Raw genomic sequence first — 15,385 nt, 5'->3', positions numbered from 1 at the left:
GCAAATTCACTAGGGGGACGTGGCTTGTGTGCACCTATGGCGTGTCCGGCCAGGTGGCCCTCGCTGGCCGACGTCCGGATGACCGGATGTGTAGGTTCACGTATCGCTAAGGCGAGCTAGCGGCCCAGAACGAAATCAAAGTCGACTGTAAATAGCGAGCGTATTTCTCTTCTCAAACTAGCCGGGTAGCATGTGCTGCGCAGGCTTAACGTCACGATGCTAAATACCGATTTCCAGTTGAAACACACTACGGCGCTCGCCGCCCTGCGCTTATTGAAAACGTAGGGAGTAGCTCAAATCATATGTTTATGCATCTTTTTCACTTTCTTGCTCTTCATGAAGTAGCAATCGGTCGCCATTCGAAATTTGTACCTTCTTTTTTAGTTCTCGACCAGCCAAGTCGTCCATACTATGGCGAAGAAGATAAAACAAGCAAGATTGAATCATTACCTAAAACTGATACAGGGAAAATTACAGCGGCATTTGAACTACTCAATGATTATATATCTAACATTAACAATAACTATGACTCAACCTTTCAAATGATAGTCTTTGAACACGTTCCGGTATCTATTTTTAAAAAAATGAAAAATGTGCATTTAGTGGAGAAGTTTAGGGATGGCGTCGCATTAATTCCGGAATCCTGGAGGAAACTTAGTTAATTGGGCGCTCTCAAGAACCAAGTGCAACACCTACAATGCGTGGCCACGGCGATCCGCGCCGTGAAGTAGGAACACTCGTTTGGCCAGATCAATCCCGAGAATGTCGATATCCATGGCAGACCTCCACACGTTAATTGGACGAAACGTCAGTTTGATCCGATTCGGTGGTGTCGGGTCCATCTCAGTAAATCAATACCGCGCCGATCAGCTGATGGGCAAACCCGTGCGGGTGCAGCTCAAGCTGGAGGAGGCCGGACAGTTCGGTTTTTTATGCGATAACTTCTGCTGCAGCGGCCATGAGGAGATGTCCGGCACGCTGATCGTCAAGGTCTGAGTTATTCCAGCCCCGATGTGGGATGGACGCGTACATACGGGTCCTTGTTCTTGCGGCTGCGCCACCGGTTGCTGCAAGCTCCGCTATCGCAATTGGCGATCTCGCCCGCGCACGAGGCGGCATCGCAAACGTCGCCGGCGCAGGACAGGTCGGGCAGGTCGCAGGAGCCGGCCTGGGCGCGGTGGCGCGCGCTCTTGGCGCGCATCGCCGGCGGATGGTGCTGGCGATGCTTCTCGCCGCATGCGTTCATACGGCGGTTCAACAGCACCAGGCCGAGGATCAGGCCATGCCTGGCGATGACGCGGTGGCCGTAGGCGGAACAGCTATTCCGGCCGGTGTAGACGCGGAACGCGCAGGAAAAGCCCTTCAACCGCGACAGGTGGCGTTGGTAGAACGCGATGGCGGCGAGGGCGAGTCGTTTCATGTGACGTGATGGAACGCCAATATGTCGGCGGCCAGCTTTTGCGGGGACTCCAACGGGATCATGTGGCCGGTACCGTCGTGCAGGTTCAGGCGGGTGTCGGGCAGGTGGCGCTGCATTTCGCGCAGATCCTCCGGATTGACCAGCTGGTCGCCGGTGGCGCCGACGATCAGCACGGGGCAATTGATCTCCGCCAGCCGTTCCATCAGGTCCGGGCGCTCCATCGAGGCGGTGAACTGCGCCAGCAAAACGTCCTTGCCCAGGTCCAGTGCCATCTGCTGGATGATGTCGATGATGGCCTGGTCGCCGAGGTGGGCCTCATGCAGCAGTTCGCGCAGGCGCATGCGCGTCATGCCGGTGTAGGCGTTGTTCTTCAACATGGGGATGATGCGGCGGCGGGTTTGTATTTCGGTTTCGCTCAGGCCGCGCGCGGAATTCGCGATCAGCACCAGCGATTGCACGCGCTCGGGGTACAGCAGCGCGTATTCGATCGCCAGGTAGGCGCCCAGCGAGAACGCCACCAGGTGCGCCGCCGGCGCGCTGTGCGCCGCGATCAGCTCCTGCATCTGCAAGCGCGTGCGCGCCTTGTGCAGCGGGACGTAATTGAACTCGAAACCGCTGCCCAGCAGCGGCGTCAAACGGGACCACATCCTCTCGTCGCATAGCGTGCCGGGGATGAAGTCCAGCCGCGTCATACAGCCATTGGCGCCGTGATCGGCGCGTGGTGCTGGTAGCCTTCCAGCGAGAAGTCCGACGGCTCGACCTTTTCCAGCCATTCCGGCTCGTACTTGCCGGTCTTGGCGAAGTCCGGCACGCGGTCGGAGATGCGGAACCGCGGCGCCGGGAACGGCGTGCGGGTCAGCTGTTCCTTGACCATATCCATGTGGTTCTCGTAGATGTGGGCATCGCCGATGAAGTAGGTGAACCAGCGCGGCGTGTAGCCGGTCAGGCGGCCGACCAGGTGCATCAGCGCGGCGCCCTCGGCGAGGTTGAACGGCGTACCCAGCCCCAGATCGTTGGAGCGGACATAGAGGCACATCGACAGCTCGCGCGTGGCCGGATTCGGAATGAACTGGTACAGCAGGTGGCAGGCCGGCAGCGCGACCGAATCCAGTACCGCCGGATTCCAGCCGTGGAACAGGATGCGGCGGCTGCCCGGATTGTTGACGATGGTGTCCAGGCATTCGCGCAACTGGTCGATCGCCTTGTGCAGCAGGACCTTGGTCACGCCTTCGTCCTCGATCTGCGAAATCAGGCGGAAGCCGTTCTTTTGCGCGTCGGCGATCTGCGCCGGCTGGTCGACGGCGATCAGCTTGAAGCCCGGCCATTGGCGCCATTGCACGCCGTACACCGGACCCAGGTCGTCTTCGCCGAGGCGGTACGGATTGTCCAGCCACTGCTTGTTTTCATTGGCGTTCTGGTCCCAGACCTTGCAGCCCAGCGCACGGAAGTCGGCGGCGCTGCTGGAGGCGCGCAGGAAGGCGCACAGTTCGCCGACCACGGATTTGAATGCCAGTTTTTTGGTCGTCACGGCGGGGAAGCCGTCGTTCAGCAGGTCGAAACGCATCATCGCGCCCGGCACGCTCAGCGTGCGGATGCCGGTGCGGTTGTCTTGCCAGCTGCCTGTATCGAGGACGGTCTGGATCAGTTCCTGGTATTGCTGCATTCAATTCTCCAACGTGGTGCGCGGGCCGCAACGGCCCGGAAAGACGGCTATTTTAGCAGGCGGCGCACATGCAAGCACGTGGCCGCCCAGGCGCTCAGCGTGGGCCGGTCTTGCGGCCGCCCGGCTTGGCGGTGACCTTGCCTGCGGCCCGCGCCAGCGACTTGGCGCCACGTCCGCCGGTGACCACGACGGCACCCTTGGGCGCCCCGGCCGCCGGCTTGGCGCCGCCGTAGATGCGGCCGGCGGCCGGTTTGCCGCCTGCGGAACGCGCGCCGCCGGGCGGTTTGCCGCCAGGTACCGGTGGTATCCAGGTGCCCAGCGAGGCATCGCCGCCGGCCGGACGGGCAGTCACCACAGGCTTGGCGCCTGGCGCAACGCTGACCGGCGTCGCCTTGCCGCCGGCGGGGCCGGTGAATGGGCGCTTCTTCTTGGCCGGCGCTTCCGCCGCGGCTTTCTTGGCCAATGCCGCAGCCACGCCTTTCGGGCCGGTTTCCGGCACGCGGTGGTCGGCCTCGAAGCCCGGTTCCTCAATGCGGTGGATGACCTGGCGGGTCAGGGTTTCGATGGCCTTCAGCATATCGACTTCGTCGGCGCAGACCAGCGACACGGCTTCGCCCTCCATGCCGGCGCGGCCGGTGCGGCCGATGCGGTGGATGTAGTCCTCGGCCACGGTCGGCAGGTCGAAGTTGACCACCTGCGGCAGTGCCTCGATATCCAGGCCGCGCGCGGCGACGTCGGTGGCCACCAGCAGCTGCACTTCGGCGTTCTTGAAGCGGGCCAGCGCGCGCAGGCGGGCCGGCTGGGTCTTGTCGCCGTGGATGGAATCGGCGGAAATGCCGTGTTCCTGCAAGGTCGTCACCAGCGTCTCGACGCCTTTGCGGGTTTTGACGAACACCAGCACCTGGCCCCAGTTCAGCTTCTTCAGCAGGTGCAGCAGCAGTTCCGGCTTGCGCCGCTTGTCGGTCGGGATCAGCCATTGCTTGACGGTCTTGGTGGCGGTGTTGCTGGCGCTGACCTGGATCGAGACCGGGTCTTTCAGCATGCCGGCGGCCATCTTGCGGATCTCGTCCGAGAACGTGGCCGAGAACAGCAAGGTCTGGCGCTGCTTGGGCAGGGCCGCCAGCAGGATGTCCAGGTCGCGCTCGAAGCCCAGGTCCAGCATGCGGTCGGCCTCGTCCAGCACCAGCGTTTGCAGCATGGCGAAGCTGATCGCGCCCTGGTCGTGCAGGTCAATCAGGCGGCCGGGCGTGGCCACCAGCACGTCCAGGCCCTTGCGCAGCTTGGCGATCTGCGGCTCGATCGGCACGCCGCCGTAGGCCACGGCCGATTTCAGCGGCAGGTTGCCGCCGTAGCTGCGGAAGCTCTCGTAGACCTGCTCGGCCAGTTCGCGCGTCGGCACCAGCACCAGGCAGCGGATCGCTTTCGGCCCGGTTACGCCGTCCATGGTCAGGCGCTGCAGGATGGGCAGGGCGAAGCCCGCCGTCTTGCCGGTGCCGGTCTGCGCCGCCGCCATCAGGTCGCGGCCCGCCAGCACGGCGGGGATGGCTTGCTTCTGGACGGGCGTGGGCTGCTTGTAGCCCAGCGTCTCCAGTGTGCGCTGTATGGGGTCGATCAGGCCGAGGGCTTGGAAGGTCATGGTGTATGCAGTCAATTTGAAAGATGCGCGAAAAAGAGGGCGCAGTGTAGCCGGTTGCACCGGCTTGTGCAGAAATTAGTTGGACATCGCGTCCGACCACAGGGTCAGGATTTCGCGTACGCGCTGGTCCGGCAGGTTGAGCAGGTTGTCGCCGATATACAGTTCCACCGAGCTGCGGCCGGGCAGTGCGGCGTGGCTGGCGGCGTTGAACAGCCACACGCCATGCTGCTCGGCGATGCGGTTGCGGATCTCGTTGGCGCGTTCGCGGCTGACCGGCAGGTGCAGGTGCAGCATGCTCGCTTGCGGACGGGCGGGGTTGGGTATCAGCAGCGGATAGTCGCGCAGCACCTCGTACAGCCATTCGGTGCGGCGGAAGTATTTCGGCATCGCCGCCATCCGGGCGTCGAACTGCATCGCGGCGGCCACCACGTACGGCGTGCGCTGGTAGACATTGCCGCCCTGGCGGCGGAACCACTCCTGGGCCTTGGCGATGAACGGCTCGCTCCCCAGCAGCATGGCGCCGCCCATGCCGCCTATGCCTTTGTACAGCGAGAGGTAGACCGAATCAAAGCCGGCCGCTATCTCGGCGGCCGGGCGGCCGTATGCGGCGGCGGTTTCGAACAGGCGCGCGCCGTCCAGGTGCAGGTGGATCGCCAGCTCGCGGCAGTAGGTCTTGATCGCGGCCAGGTCGTCCCAGGCCGGGCATTGGCCGCCGATTTCGCGCATCGGCAGCTCCAGCGTGGCGGCGCCCAGCTGGTCGGGGATGCCTTTCAGTTCGTCCAGTGTCCATGGACGGTGCGGATCGCCGATCTGCAAGGCCTGGAAATGGTTGAACAGCTGATGGTTGCCGCGTTCGTGGCGCAGGATGTGCGATGTCGGATGCAGCGCCACCAGCCGGCTGCCGCGCTCCGAGCAGGCGATGCGCAGCGCGGTGGCCTGCGCCATCGTGCCGGAGATGCAGAACAGCGCCGACTCGAACCCCAGCAGCGTGGCGACCTTCTGCTCGAAATCCTGGATCAGCGTGCCGTTGCCATAGGTGTCGTGCGCCACGCCGTTGGCCTCGCACCATGCGGACATCGCCCCGAACTGCTGCGCGGGCGAGGGCTGGCGATGGCCGGGAAGGTGGGTTGTGCAGCTGAGCCGCAGTTCGGCGTCGGTCAAGGCGTTCTCCTGAAAGAGAGAATGTTACCGGCTTTTTGCCTCGGGGGCTGAAAAACCGGCTTTGCGATAGTGTTCGTCGTAGTCCGGCGACAGGGTGCCCATCATCCGGTCCCAGAACAGGAAGTACCAGCTGTAGTTGTAGCGTCCCCGCGCATGGTGGGTATTGTGAGCTGTCGAGGTGTTGACCCAGCGGCCCAGCCAGTGTTTGGACATCGCGCGCGGGAACAGCTCGTAGCCCAGGTGCGTGTACACCGCGAAGGCCGTGTTAATCCAGGTGAAGATGATCAGCGACCAGAAGGTGACCGGCAAAACCAGCAGTATGACGATGCTGGCGCCGCTGTCGATCACCGCCTCCAATGGGCTGATCGAATAGGTGGACCAGGGGCCGGTGTTGGTTGAAAGGTGATGGGTGCGGTGCGCCCAGCGGAACAGGCGGCGGTGGTGCATCAGCCTGTGCGTCCAGTAGAACCAGGTGTCCTGGATCACCATCATCAGCACGACCATCAAGGCGATAAAGCCCCATCCGCGTCCATAGGCGTGCACGCTTTGATAGAAGTGGGTGTGTCGCCCCAGGCCCAATGCAAAAGCGACCGGCATAACACTGCCTATCGCAACGATGCTGAAGATGGAGGTCAGGATTTCACGCCGGACCTGCGGCACGCCGATCGGTTTCGCCTGCAAGCGCTGCCGGCTGCCGGGGCGGTAGCGCCACCACAGCCACAGTGCACCGAACACGGCGACCACGATCAGGTAGTCCCGCGCGACCCGTTCGATGTTGAACAACAGTTTGTACAGCATGGCGCGCCCTTGAAAATAAGATAACGCATGCTAAGGCCGGCGGCGCCGGTCGTGCTTATAAATTGATTAATGTTCCACGTGGACGTTGTGGAATTGCAGCGCCGCCAGGTTGGCGTAGATGCCGCCCAGCGCGACCAGCGACGAATGGGTGCCGGTTTCGACGATGCGGCCGTCTTCCATCACGATGATGCGGTCGGCGCGCTGCACGGTCGCCAGACGGTGCGCGATGATGACCGTGGTGCGGCCGACCATCGCCGCTTCCAGCGCCTTCTGCACCAGCCGCTCGGATTCCGCGTCCAGCGCGCTGGTAGCTTCGTCGAGCAGCAGCAGCGGCGGGTTTTTCAGCAGCGCGCGCGCGATGGCGATGCGCTGGCGCTGGCCGCCGGACAGGCGCACGCCGCGCTCGCCCAGGAAGGATTGGTAGCCCTGCGGCAGGCGCTCGATGAATTCGTGGGCGGCGGCCAGCTTGGCGGCCTGGATCACTTCGGCGTCGGTGGCGCCGGCGCGGCCGTAGCGGATGTTTTCCATCGCATCGGCCGAGAAGATCACGGTATCCTGCGGCACGATGCCGATGGCGCCGCGCAGCGTGTGCAGATCGAGCTTGGTGATGTCGACGCCATCGAGCTTGATGCTGCCGCTCTGCGGATCGTAGAAGCGCAGGAACAGCTGGAACAGCGTGGTCTTGCCGGCGCCGGAAGGGCCGACCACGGCCACCGTCTCACCCGGCTTGATCTCCAGCGACAGATGGCCCAGCGCCGCCGTGTCGGGGCGCGACGGGTAGCTGAACGATACGTCCTGCAGGCTCAAAGCCGCGCCGTTGGCGGCGCGCGGCGGCAGCGCCAGCGGCAGCGCCGGCGATTGAATATTCGACTTGACCGACATCAGTTCCAGCAGGCGCTCGGTGGCGCCGGCGGCGCGCTGCGCTTCGCCCATCACTTCGGACAGGGCGCCGATGGCGCCGGCCACGATGGAAGCGTACAGAATGAATTGACCGAGGTCGCCGCCGGTCATGTCGCCGTTGAGCACAGCGTGCGCGCCCAGCCACAGCACGAACACGATGGTGCCGAACACCAGCACGATGGCGATCATGGTCAGCAGCGCGCGCGCGCGGATGCGGCGCATGGCGGTGCCGAACGCACCTTCGACCGAGGTGCCGAAGCGGTCCGACTCGATCTTCTCGTGGGTGAAGGCCTGCACCGTCGGCATGGCGTTGAGGATTTCGCCGGCCATGGCGGAGGCGTCGGCGATGCGGTCCTGCGAGTCGCGCGACAGCTTGCGTACGCGGCGGCCGAACATCACGATCGGCAGCACGGTCAGGATCAGCAGGCCGATGATGATGGCCGACAGTTTGGGGCTGGTCACGAACAGCATCACCAGGCCGCCGATGAACAGCAGCATATTCCGCAGCGCCATCGAGATGCTGGTGCCCACCACCGCCTGGATCAGCGTGGTGTCGGTGGTGATGCGGGACAGGACTTCGCCGGTCTGGGTGGTTTCGAAAAATTCGGGACTCTGCGTGACGACGTGCTTGTAGACGGCGCTGCGGATGTCGGCGGTGACGCGCTCGCCCAGCCAGGAGACCGTGTAGAAGCGGGCCGCCGTGGCCAGCGCCAGCACGGTGGCGACGCCGAACAGCGCCAGGAACACCAGGTCGACGTGCTCGATGCTCTTGGTGCCGGCGCCGCCGAAGCCCAGGTCGATCATCTGCTTGAAGGCGGCGGGTATCGCCAGCGTGGAGCAGGCGGCGACCACCAGCGCGATACCGGCCAGGACGAACTGGCGTTTGTACGGCAGCAGGAAGGGCGTCAGTCCGCGCAAGGTGGCTAGACTGCCTTTCTTGGCTTCCCTTGCTGTGTTGGGGGCTGCTGCGGACTGGGTGCTGGCGGTGGTGCTGTTGGTCATCGTATGGCTGCTGTTTGTAAGTATTCTTTGTTGACGATTCAGGTGTTGCTAAATTGTTTGCTAAGTTGTTCGGTAGTGCTAAAACTTTATCGGCCGGACATAGCCGGTCATCTCCAGGTAGGCGCGGCCGGCCGGCTTGCCGTCCCGCTCCAGCGTTACCGCGCCTTCCCAGTACACCGCGCCGGTGGAGCGGCGCGAGTCCAGTTCCTGGTCGTCCTGCAAAGGCATGACCTGCCACACGGTGCTGCCGGTGGTGAGCTGGGTCGCGACGGGATACTCGGCATTGGTGCGGGGCGAACGCCACCGCCTTTGCGGGGTAAAGCTGACCTGATCCGGCGAGAACTGCGTGATCTTACCGGATGCATCGCGCCATGTCGCGTGCGACCATAGTTTAGCACCTGTCTTGCCGCGCATCTGGAAAGCCATCAGGGCGCCGCCGTCGGCGAGATTGGCGCCTATCCAATCCCAGCCGGCGGCTTCGGCGGCGACGTACTGGGTCGACCATTCGTGATCGAGCCAGGCGGCGCCGGTGACGGCGACCGCCTTGCCGGCGCTGGTGACGGTGCCGGTGGTGGTCAACTGCGGCTCGCTGTAGTAGTAGCTGCTGTCGGAAAGTTGCGCGCCCTTGCGGGAATAACCACGGTCGCCCTGCAGCAGCACGGGCTGCGACGGCGCCAGTTTCAGCTCCAGCTTGAAGCTGGCGGCGTCGAGGTGGATCTGGTAGCTGCCGTCGGCGGCGCGTTTCATGCGCCAGTCTTCGAGCTTGACGTCGGTGTCGCCAACCTTGACATAGGACAGGCCGAACCCTTCGCGCGCGCTGCGCTGGTCGTGCAGCAGTTTGCCGTTGGCCGGATCGGAGACGGCCGCATGGCCGATGATCAGCTGCTTGGGCGCGAACTGGCTGGGATTGGCGCGGTCATGCTGGGTGGCGCTACGGAAGAAGGTGACCTGGAAACCCAGCGGCTTGCCTGCGGCCGTGTTCAGCCAGCCGGTGACGTACCACCATTCGGTCTTGTAGTCGGGATGGGCGCCGAAGTCCGCCGGAAATCTGAGCGAGGCGCCGGGCGCCAGCGGCGCGACCGCCTTGAACACCGGCTCGGCGGCCTGCGCGGAGACTGCGGCCAACAGCGACACTGACATCGACAGCGCGGCCGCGCAACGTTGTACGAAATGCTTCATTACCAGTCCTCCCTGACTGCACGTATCGGCCCGCCCGACAGCGATTGGCGGCCGGCCAGCAGCGCCGTCAGCGCGGCGGCGGCCAGCAGCAGGCCGGCCACGATGGCCAGCAAAGGCCACGGCAAGTGCAGCTGCATGGTCCAGTGGAAGGACTGCGGGTTGACCACGAAAACCAGTATCAGGCTGATGACCCAGCCGAGCGCGAAGCCGGTGACGATGCCCAGCCCCGTCAAGGCGCCGCCTTCGATGGCCAGTATCGCCAGGATCTGGCGCCGCGTGACGCCGACGTGGCGCAGCATGCCGAACTCCTTGGAGCGCGCCAGCGTCTGCGCCGAGAAGGTGGCGGCCACGCCGAACAGGCCGATGACGATGGCGATCGCCTCCAGCAGATAGGTGATGGCGAAGCTGCGGTCGAAGATCTTCATGCTCATCGCGCGGATCTCGGTCGGCGCGGTGGTCGCCAGCGCGGCGGCGAACGGCAGGCGTTTCATGGCGCTTTCGGTATCGGCGGCCTTGGCGCCAGGCTTGAGCCATAGCGCGGCGTTGCTGGCGTCCATGTCGCCGGTGATGGCGCGGTAGTCGACCAGCCGCATCTGGATCGAGCCGGTTGGGCGGGCATAGTCGCGCCATACGCCGGCCACCTGGAAGGCGTGCAGGGTGCCGTTCAGCGGCAGTTGGATGCGCTGCCCCACGCTCATGCCGTACAGATCGACCATCGCTTCCGATATCCATACCGGCGACGGAGCGCCGGGGCCGGGCACCTGCGTGGCGCCGACGATGGCCAGGGTTTTGCCGGGATCGGCCGGGTCGACGTTACGGGCCATCAGCGCGACCGGCGGTCGGGCCGGCGCCAGCGAGATGGCGCGCATGCGCAGGAAGTCGGCGCTGGCCACGCCGGGCAGGGCGGCGATGGCGGCCTGCTCCTGCGGCCGCAGCCCTGCGGTGGTGCCGGCGCTGGTGGTGCTGACGTAGATATCGGCCGGCAGGATGTGTTGCAGCCAGTCGTCCAGCGATACGCGGAAGCTGGCGACCATGATGGCCATCGCCACCATCAGGCTGAAGCTGGACAGCACGCCGCCCAGCGCGATGCCCGCCTGGCTGGAGGCGTTGGCAAGGCGCGACAGCGTCAACGTGACCACCGGCGAGGCGCCGGGCTTGCCGGCGGTGGCCTTGCTCCAGCGCTGGTGCGCCAGGCGGAACACGATGGCGGCCAGGCGCGGCATCAGCGCGATGGCGCCGACCAGCAGCAGCGCGATCGACAGGTAGCCGAACAGCGGCAGTTCAAATATCGGCGGCGCCTGCGACAACAGCGCGGCCAGCGCGATGCAGGCGAGCGCCGGCCAGGCCTTGGACAGTCGCGACATCGCCGCCTCCTCGGTGCCCGACTTGAGCGCGACGGCAGGCTTGGCGCGGGCCGCGTCCAGCGCCGGCGCGGCGCAACCGAGCAAGGCCACGGCGACGCCGAGCGCGAAGTAGATCGTGGCGGCGACCGGCGTGAACTGCACCTGCGGCCGCACGCCGGAGAAGAAGCCGGCGCCCAGGTCGGCCCCCATGAAGTGCAGCGCGGCGGCCGCCATGCCGTAGCCGGCGGCGATGCCGATGGCCGATCCGGCCACACCCAGGCTCAGGCCTTCGATCAGGATCTGGCGCAGCAGGTGCTTGCGGTCCATGCCCAATACGCGCAGCAGCGCGAACTGGCTGCGGCGGCGTATCACCGACAAGGCCTGGGTGGAGAACACCAGGAAGGCGCCGGTGAACAGCGCCACCAATGCCAGCACGGTCAGGTTGACGCGGTAGGCGCGGCTCATGCCTTCGTTGCGGCTGTTCTGGTCTTCGTCGTTGGGTTGGTTGACGCGGAAACGGCCGGGGTAATCATGTTGGAGTTGTTGTTCCAGCTCGGCCTTGAAGGCGTCGCGATTGACGCCGTCACGCAGCTTGATGTCGATGCGCGACAGCTGGCCGAGCTTTTCGAAGCGCCATTGCGCCGCGCCCAGGTCCATCACGCCGATGCGCTGGCCGGCGCGGGCGCGCTGCAGCGAACCGGCCACGCGCAGTTTCAGCTCGCCCACGCCCACTTGCAGCGTCAGCGGCGCGCCCTTGGCGGGTTTGAGCCATTCTTGCGCCGCCGTCGACAGAAACAGCGCGTCGTCGGCCAGGATATCGGTCGGGTGGTCTTCGGCGGGGACGCCGATCAGGTCGGAGGAGATGAAGCTGGCGCGAAAGACGTCGATGCCGAGGATCTTCAGCGCGGTTGGCTCGCCGGGCACGGAAGCGTCGAACTCCAGCACCGGCGAGGCCGCGGCCACGCCTGCGCGCTGCGCCAGCACCGGGTAGATGGCTTCGTCGAAGAACGGCTCGGTGCCGCGCACCTGAACGTCGGCCACGCCGGATAGCCCCTTGATGGCGGACGAAAATTCGTTGAAGGCGGCGGCGTTGATCAGATGGATGGCAAAGCCGAGCGAGATGCCGACCGCAATCGCGGCAATCGCCACCAGGGCCCGCAGCGGATGCGCGCGCCATTCGCCCAGCAACAGCCAACGTGACAAGCGGCCCATCGCAGCCGAGTCCCGGATCGGCGCCGGGGCGGCTGGTTTTGCTACGGATATCGGTTCATGCATTACTTCGGACACTCCAGCGCCAGGGTGTCGCCGGCGCGTTTGGCGCGCAGCTTGGCGCTATCGAGATTGGGGAGGGTGGCGCGGGCCACGTCTTCATCGGCCCACTGCTTGTTCAGTTTGAGCTTGCCGCAGCGCTTGTGCTGCACGGCTGCGGCCTGCCCGGCTTTGTCGGCTGCGCGGGCATCCTGGGCCTCGCGCTGGAGGCGGGCTTTTTCCAGAGTGGTCGCTTCCTTGCGTTGCCTTGCCAGGTCGCGCGCCGCCGCCGGGTCGGGCGCCGGAGCGGACGGCACCGCCAGCGTCGCCGCAGCCGCCGCGTTGGCGGGACAGGGCATGTCGCTGTAACTGACCTTGCCGTCGACGGTGCATTTGTAGACGCCCTGGGCGTGCGCAGCCAAGGCCACGGCGCACAGCAGCACGGCGCAAGGCAGGCGAAGATGAATGTTCATGGCGGTCCCGTTCACAGAATTTTCCCGGGATTCATGATACCCAGCGGGTCCAAAGCTGCTTTGATGGCCCGCATCATGTTCAGCTCCACCGCCGATTTATAGTGCGCCAGCTCGTCCCGTTTCAGGGCGCCGATGCCGTGTTCCGCCGAAATCGAGCCGCCGAAACCGACCACGCTGTCATGCACCACGCGATTGACCGTGTCCTGGTTGGCCAAAAAATCTTCGTTGGAGATGCCTTCCGGCGGCGCCACGTTGTAGTGCAGGTTGCCGTCGCCCAGGTGGCCGAAGCACACCAACTGGCAGCCGGGGAAGGCAGCTTCCAGCAAGGGCCCGGTGGCCGCGATGAAGTCGGCGATGCTCGATACCGGCAGCGAAATATCGTGTTTGATGTTCTTGCCGGCCTTGGCCTGCGCCAGCGGGATATGTTCGCGCAGCTGCCACAGTCCGGCCGATTGGGCCACCGATGTCGCCACCACCGCATCGCTGATGACGTCGTGCTCCAGCGCCGCGCTGATGGCCTGTTCCAGCAGGCCGACGGCGTGCTGCTCCGATTCGCTGCTGGACAACTCCAGCAGCACGTACTGCGGATGCGGCGCCGCGAACGGCTTGGACAGCGACGGGAACTGCTGCGCCACCAGCTCCAGGCAGTAGCGCGACATCAGCTCGAAGGCGGTCAGGCTGGAGCCGCAATGGTCCTGCATCAGGTTCAGTAATTGCAACGCGTGGGCGGGCGAGGGCAGCGCCGCCAGCGCGGTGATGCTGGCCTTCGGCTGCGGATACAGCTTGAGCACCGCGCCGGTGATGATGCCCAGCGTGCCTTCCGCGCCGATGAACAGGTCGCGCAGGTCGTAGCCGGTATTGTCCTTGCGCAGACCGCGCAAGCCGCTCCAGATCTCGCCCTGCGGCGTGACGACTTCCAGGCCGAGGCACAGTTCGCGCGTATTGCCGTAGCGGAGAACCGCCGTGCCGCCGGCGTTGGTGGACAGGTTGCCGCCGATGGTGCAGCTGCCTCCCGCCGCCAGCGACAGCGGGAACAGGCAGCCCGCTGCGGCTGCGGCTTCCTGCACCTGCTGGAGGATGCAGCCAGCATCCACGGTCATGGTGCGGTTGACGGGATCGACCTGTCGGATAGTGTTCAGCCGCGCCAGGGAGAGGACGACGGCGCCGCCGCTGGCATCCGGCACGCTGCCGAGCACCAAGCCTGTGTTGCCGCCCTGCGGCACCAGGGCCACGCGCCACTGCGCGCAGGCGCGCACCAGCGCCGCCACCTGGTCCACCGACGCCGGCCGCAGCACGGCCAGCGCCTTGCCGGTAAAGCGGCCGCGCCAATCGGTGAGGAAGGGCGCCATGTCGGCGGGCGTGTCGAGTACAAAGGCATCGCCCACCACGGAGCGGCAGTGGGGGAGGAAGTCCATCATTTGACGGTGTTGACCTTGACCTTGTCCAGCAGTTCCTTGGCCAGCTTCTTCGCCGCCTTTTTATACGGACGCAGATACATCACGGCGCACACGAAGTAGATGCAGACGATCAGCGCCTCGCCCCAGGCCAGCCATGCGGACAGCGTACCCTTGTCGCTCCAGCCGCGCACCACGCCTTCGGTGAAGTACAGCAGGATCATCATCGATGTCCACTGCAAGGTATAGATGTCGCGCTTCCACACGCCGTACAGCGGCAGCAGCAGCGGCACCGCCTTCAGCACCAGCCAGGAGCCGCCCGGTTTCAGCGGCGCCAGCACCATCTCCCACAGCACGCACCAGACAATCAGCGTCGCCAGGCTGCCGATGGCGCCCCAGTGAAAATACTTTTGCATCGTGTTTTCCATCATGCGATCCCGTTCAAGCGACGGCGCGCAGTTTGACGGCCGTTTCGGCCAGGCGCCGGCCCAGCGCGATGGCCAGGCGTTTTTCATCTTCCGTGATGGTCTTCGTGCCGTCAAGTCCGGACCAGTGGCTGGCGCCGTAGGGCGTGCCGCCGCTCGAGGTGGTCATCAGTTCCGGATTGGTGTAGGGCAGGCCAAGCACCATCAGGCCGTGGTGGAACAGCGGTATCATCATCGACAGCAGCGTCGATTCCTGGCCACCGTGCAGGCTGCCGGTGGAGGTGAACACGCACGCCGGCTTGCCGGCCAATGTGCCGGACAGCCATTGGGCGGCCGTGCCGTCCCAAAAATACTTCATCGCCGAGGCCATGTTGCCGAAGCGGGTGGGCGAGCCAACCGCCAGGCCGGCGCATTCGGCCAGGTCTTCCAGTTCGACGTAGGGCGCGCCGTCGGCCGGCACGTCCGGCTCGGTGGCTTCGGTCACGGTCGACACGGCGGGCACCGTGCGCAGGCGCGCATCGCAGCCTGGCACGCTCTCCACGCCCTGCGCGATCAACTCGGCCAATTTGCGCGTCGCGCCGTGTCGCGAGTAGAACAATACGAGAATAATCAGATTAGGTTGGTTCATCAGCGGTATTATAGGGCGCTTTAGCGGGTGGCATCGCTGCCACTCTTGTATTTCGATTATTGCTCATGTACGAAAAATATATTCATCCGGTTTTCCAGTATGTTTCCCGCAGTTG

Annotated in this window: 14 protein-coding genes and 1 pseudogene; 2 read left to right on the top strand and 13 right to left on the bottom strand. The window is 65.0% G+C overall.

Translation table 11 applies throughout. The annotated features are described in order from the left end of the window. Positions 1-269: 269 nt before the first annotated feature. Both AC1RMD_RS08465 and AC1RMD_RS08460 read left to right on the top strand, forming a co-directional pair. Positions 270-662, top strand: a pseudogene (locus tag AC1RMD_RS08465) (DUF3732 domain-containing protein); the annotation flags it as partial. Positions 663-873: 211 nt separating this feature from the next. After that, entirely contained in the window at positions 874-996 is a 123-nt protein-coding gene (locus AC1RMD_RS08460) for a cupredoxin domain-containing protein (protein ID WP_492925534.1), read from the top strand. Between the two features lies 1 nt (position 997). Here the strand turns inward: AC1RMD_RS08460 and yidD are convergent, their stop codons facing one another. From yidD to wrbA, 13 genes are all read right to left on the bottom strand, one after another. Beyond that, positions 998-1,420 (bottom strand): membrane protein insertion efficiency factor YidD, encoded by a 423-nt coding sequence (gene yidD / locus AC1RMD_RS08455; RefSeq protein WP_492925532.1) that lies wholly within the window; start codon positions 1,418-1,420, stop codon positions 998-1,000. Continuing rightward, positions 1,417-2,112: an alpha/beta fold hydrolase gene (locus AC1RMD_RS08450; protein ID WP_492925530.1), complete on the bottom strand. Its 696-nt coding sequence runs from the start codon at positions 2,110-2,112 to the stop codon at positions 1,417-1,419. Before AC1RMD_RS08450 ends, yidD begins: the two co-directional genes overlap by 4 nt. Next, on the bottom strand, positions 2,109-3,083 hold the full coding sequence (locus AC1RMD_RS08445; protein ID WP_492925528.1) for a thymidylate synthase: 975 nt from the start codon (positions 3,081-3,083) through the stop codon (positions 2,109-2,111). The genes AC1RMD_RS08450 and AC1RMD_RS08445 overlap by 4 nt, the downstream gene beginning before the upstream one ends. A gap of 94 nt (positions 3,084-3,177) precedes the next feature. Then, on the bottom strand, positions 3,178-4,719 hold the full coding sequence (locus AC1RMD_RS08440; RefSeq protein WP_492925526.1) for a DEAD/DEAH box helicase: 1,542 nt from the start codon (positions 4,717-4,719) through the stop codon (positions 3,178-3,180). 75 nt (positions 4,720-4,794) lie between these two features. After that, positions 4,795-5,880, bottom strand: a complete 1,086-nt coding sequence (locus AC1RMD_RS08435) for a threonine aldolase family protein (protein ID WP_492925524.1) — start codon at positions 5,878-5,880, stop codon at positions 4,795-4,797. Between the two features lie 24 nt (positions 5,881-5,904). After that, positions 5,905-6,678 (bottom strand): sterol desaturase family protein, encoded by a 774-nt coding sequence (locus AC1RMD_RS08430; RefSeq protein ID WP_492925522.1) that lies wholly within the window; start codon positions 6,676-6,678, stop codon positions 5,905-5,907. A gap of 66 nt (positions 6,679-6,744) precedes the next feature. Then, a complete protein-coding gene (locus AC1RMD_RS08425; RefSeq protein ID WP_492925520.1) occupies positions 6,745-8,580 on the bottom strand; it encodes an ABC transporter transmembrane domain-containing protein in 1,836 nt (611 codons plus the stop codon). A 78-nt stretch (positions 8,581-8,658) separates the two neighbouring features. Next, entirely contained in the window at positions 8,659-9,759 is a 1,101-nt protein-coding gene (locus AC1RMD_RS08420) for a lipocalin-like domain-containing protein (RefSeq protein WP_492925518.1), read from the bottom strand. Beyond that, positions 9,759-12,314, bottom strand: a complete 2,556-nt coding sequence (locus tag AC1RMD_RS08415; protein WP_492925662.1) for an FtsX-like permease family protein — start codon at positions 12,312-12,314, stop codon at positions 9,759-9,761. Before AC1RMD_RS08415 ends, AC1RMD_RS08420 begins: the two co-directional genes overlap by 1 nt. A 62-nt stretch (positions 12,315-12,376) precedes the next feature. Beyond that, positions 12,377-12,823 (bottom strand): DUF4124 domain-containing protein, encoded by a 447-nt coding sequence (locus tag AC1RMD_RS08410; RefSeq protein WP_492925516.1) that lies wholly within the window; start codon positions 12,821-12,823, stop codon positions 12,377-12,379. Positions 12,824-12,834: 11 nt separating this feature from the next. Beyond that, on the bottom strand, positions 12,835-14,241 hold the full coding sequence (locus AC1RMD_RS08405; RefSeq protein ID WP_492925514.1) for an FAD-binding oxidoreductase: 1,407 nt from the start codon (positions 14,239-14,241) through the stop codon (positions 12,835-12,837). Further along, a complete protein-coding gene (locus AC1RMD_RS08400) occupies positions 14,238-14,645 on the bottom strand; it encodes a DUF2069 domain-containing protein (RefSeq protein WP_492925660.1) in 408 nt (135 codons plus the stop codon). The genes AC1RMD_RS08405 and AC1RMD_RS08400 overlap by 4 nt, the downstream gene beginning before the upstream one ends. A gap of 13 nt (positions 14,646-14,658) precedes the next feature. Then, on the bottom strand, positions 14,659-15,270 hold the full coding sequence (wrbA, locus tag AC1RMD_RS08395; RefSeq protein WP_492925512.1) for an NAD(P)H:quinone oxidoreductase: 612 nt from the start codon (positions 15,268-15,270) through the stop codon (positions 14,659-14,661). Positions 15,271-15,385: the final 115 nt, after the last annotated feature.

The sequence above is a fragment of the Duganella sp. GW822-FHT06D06 genome (genome assembly GCF_058799615.1).
This window is presented reverse-complemented; position numbering and strand designations above follow the sequence as displayed.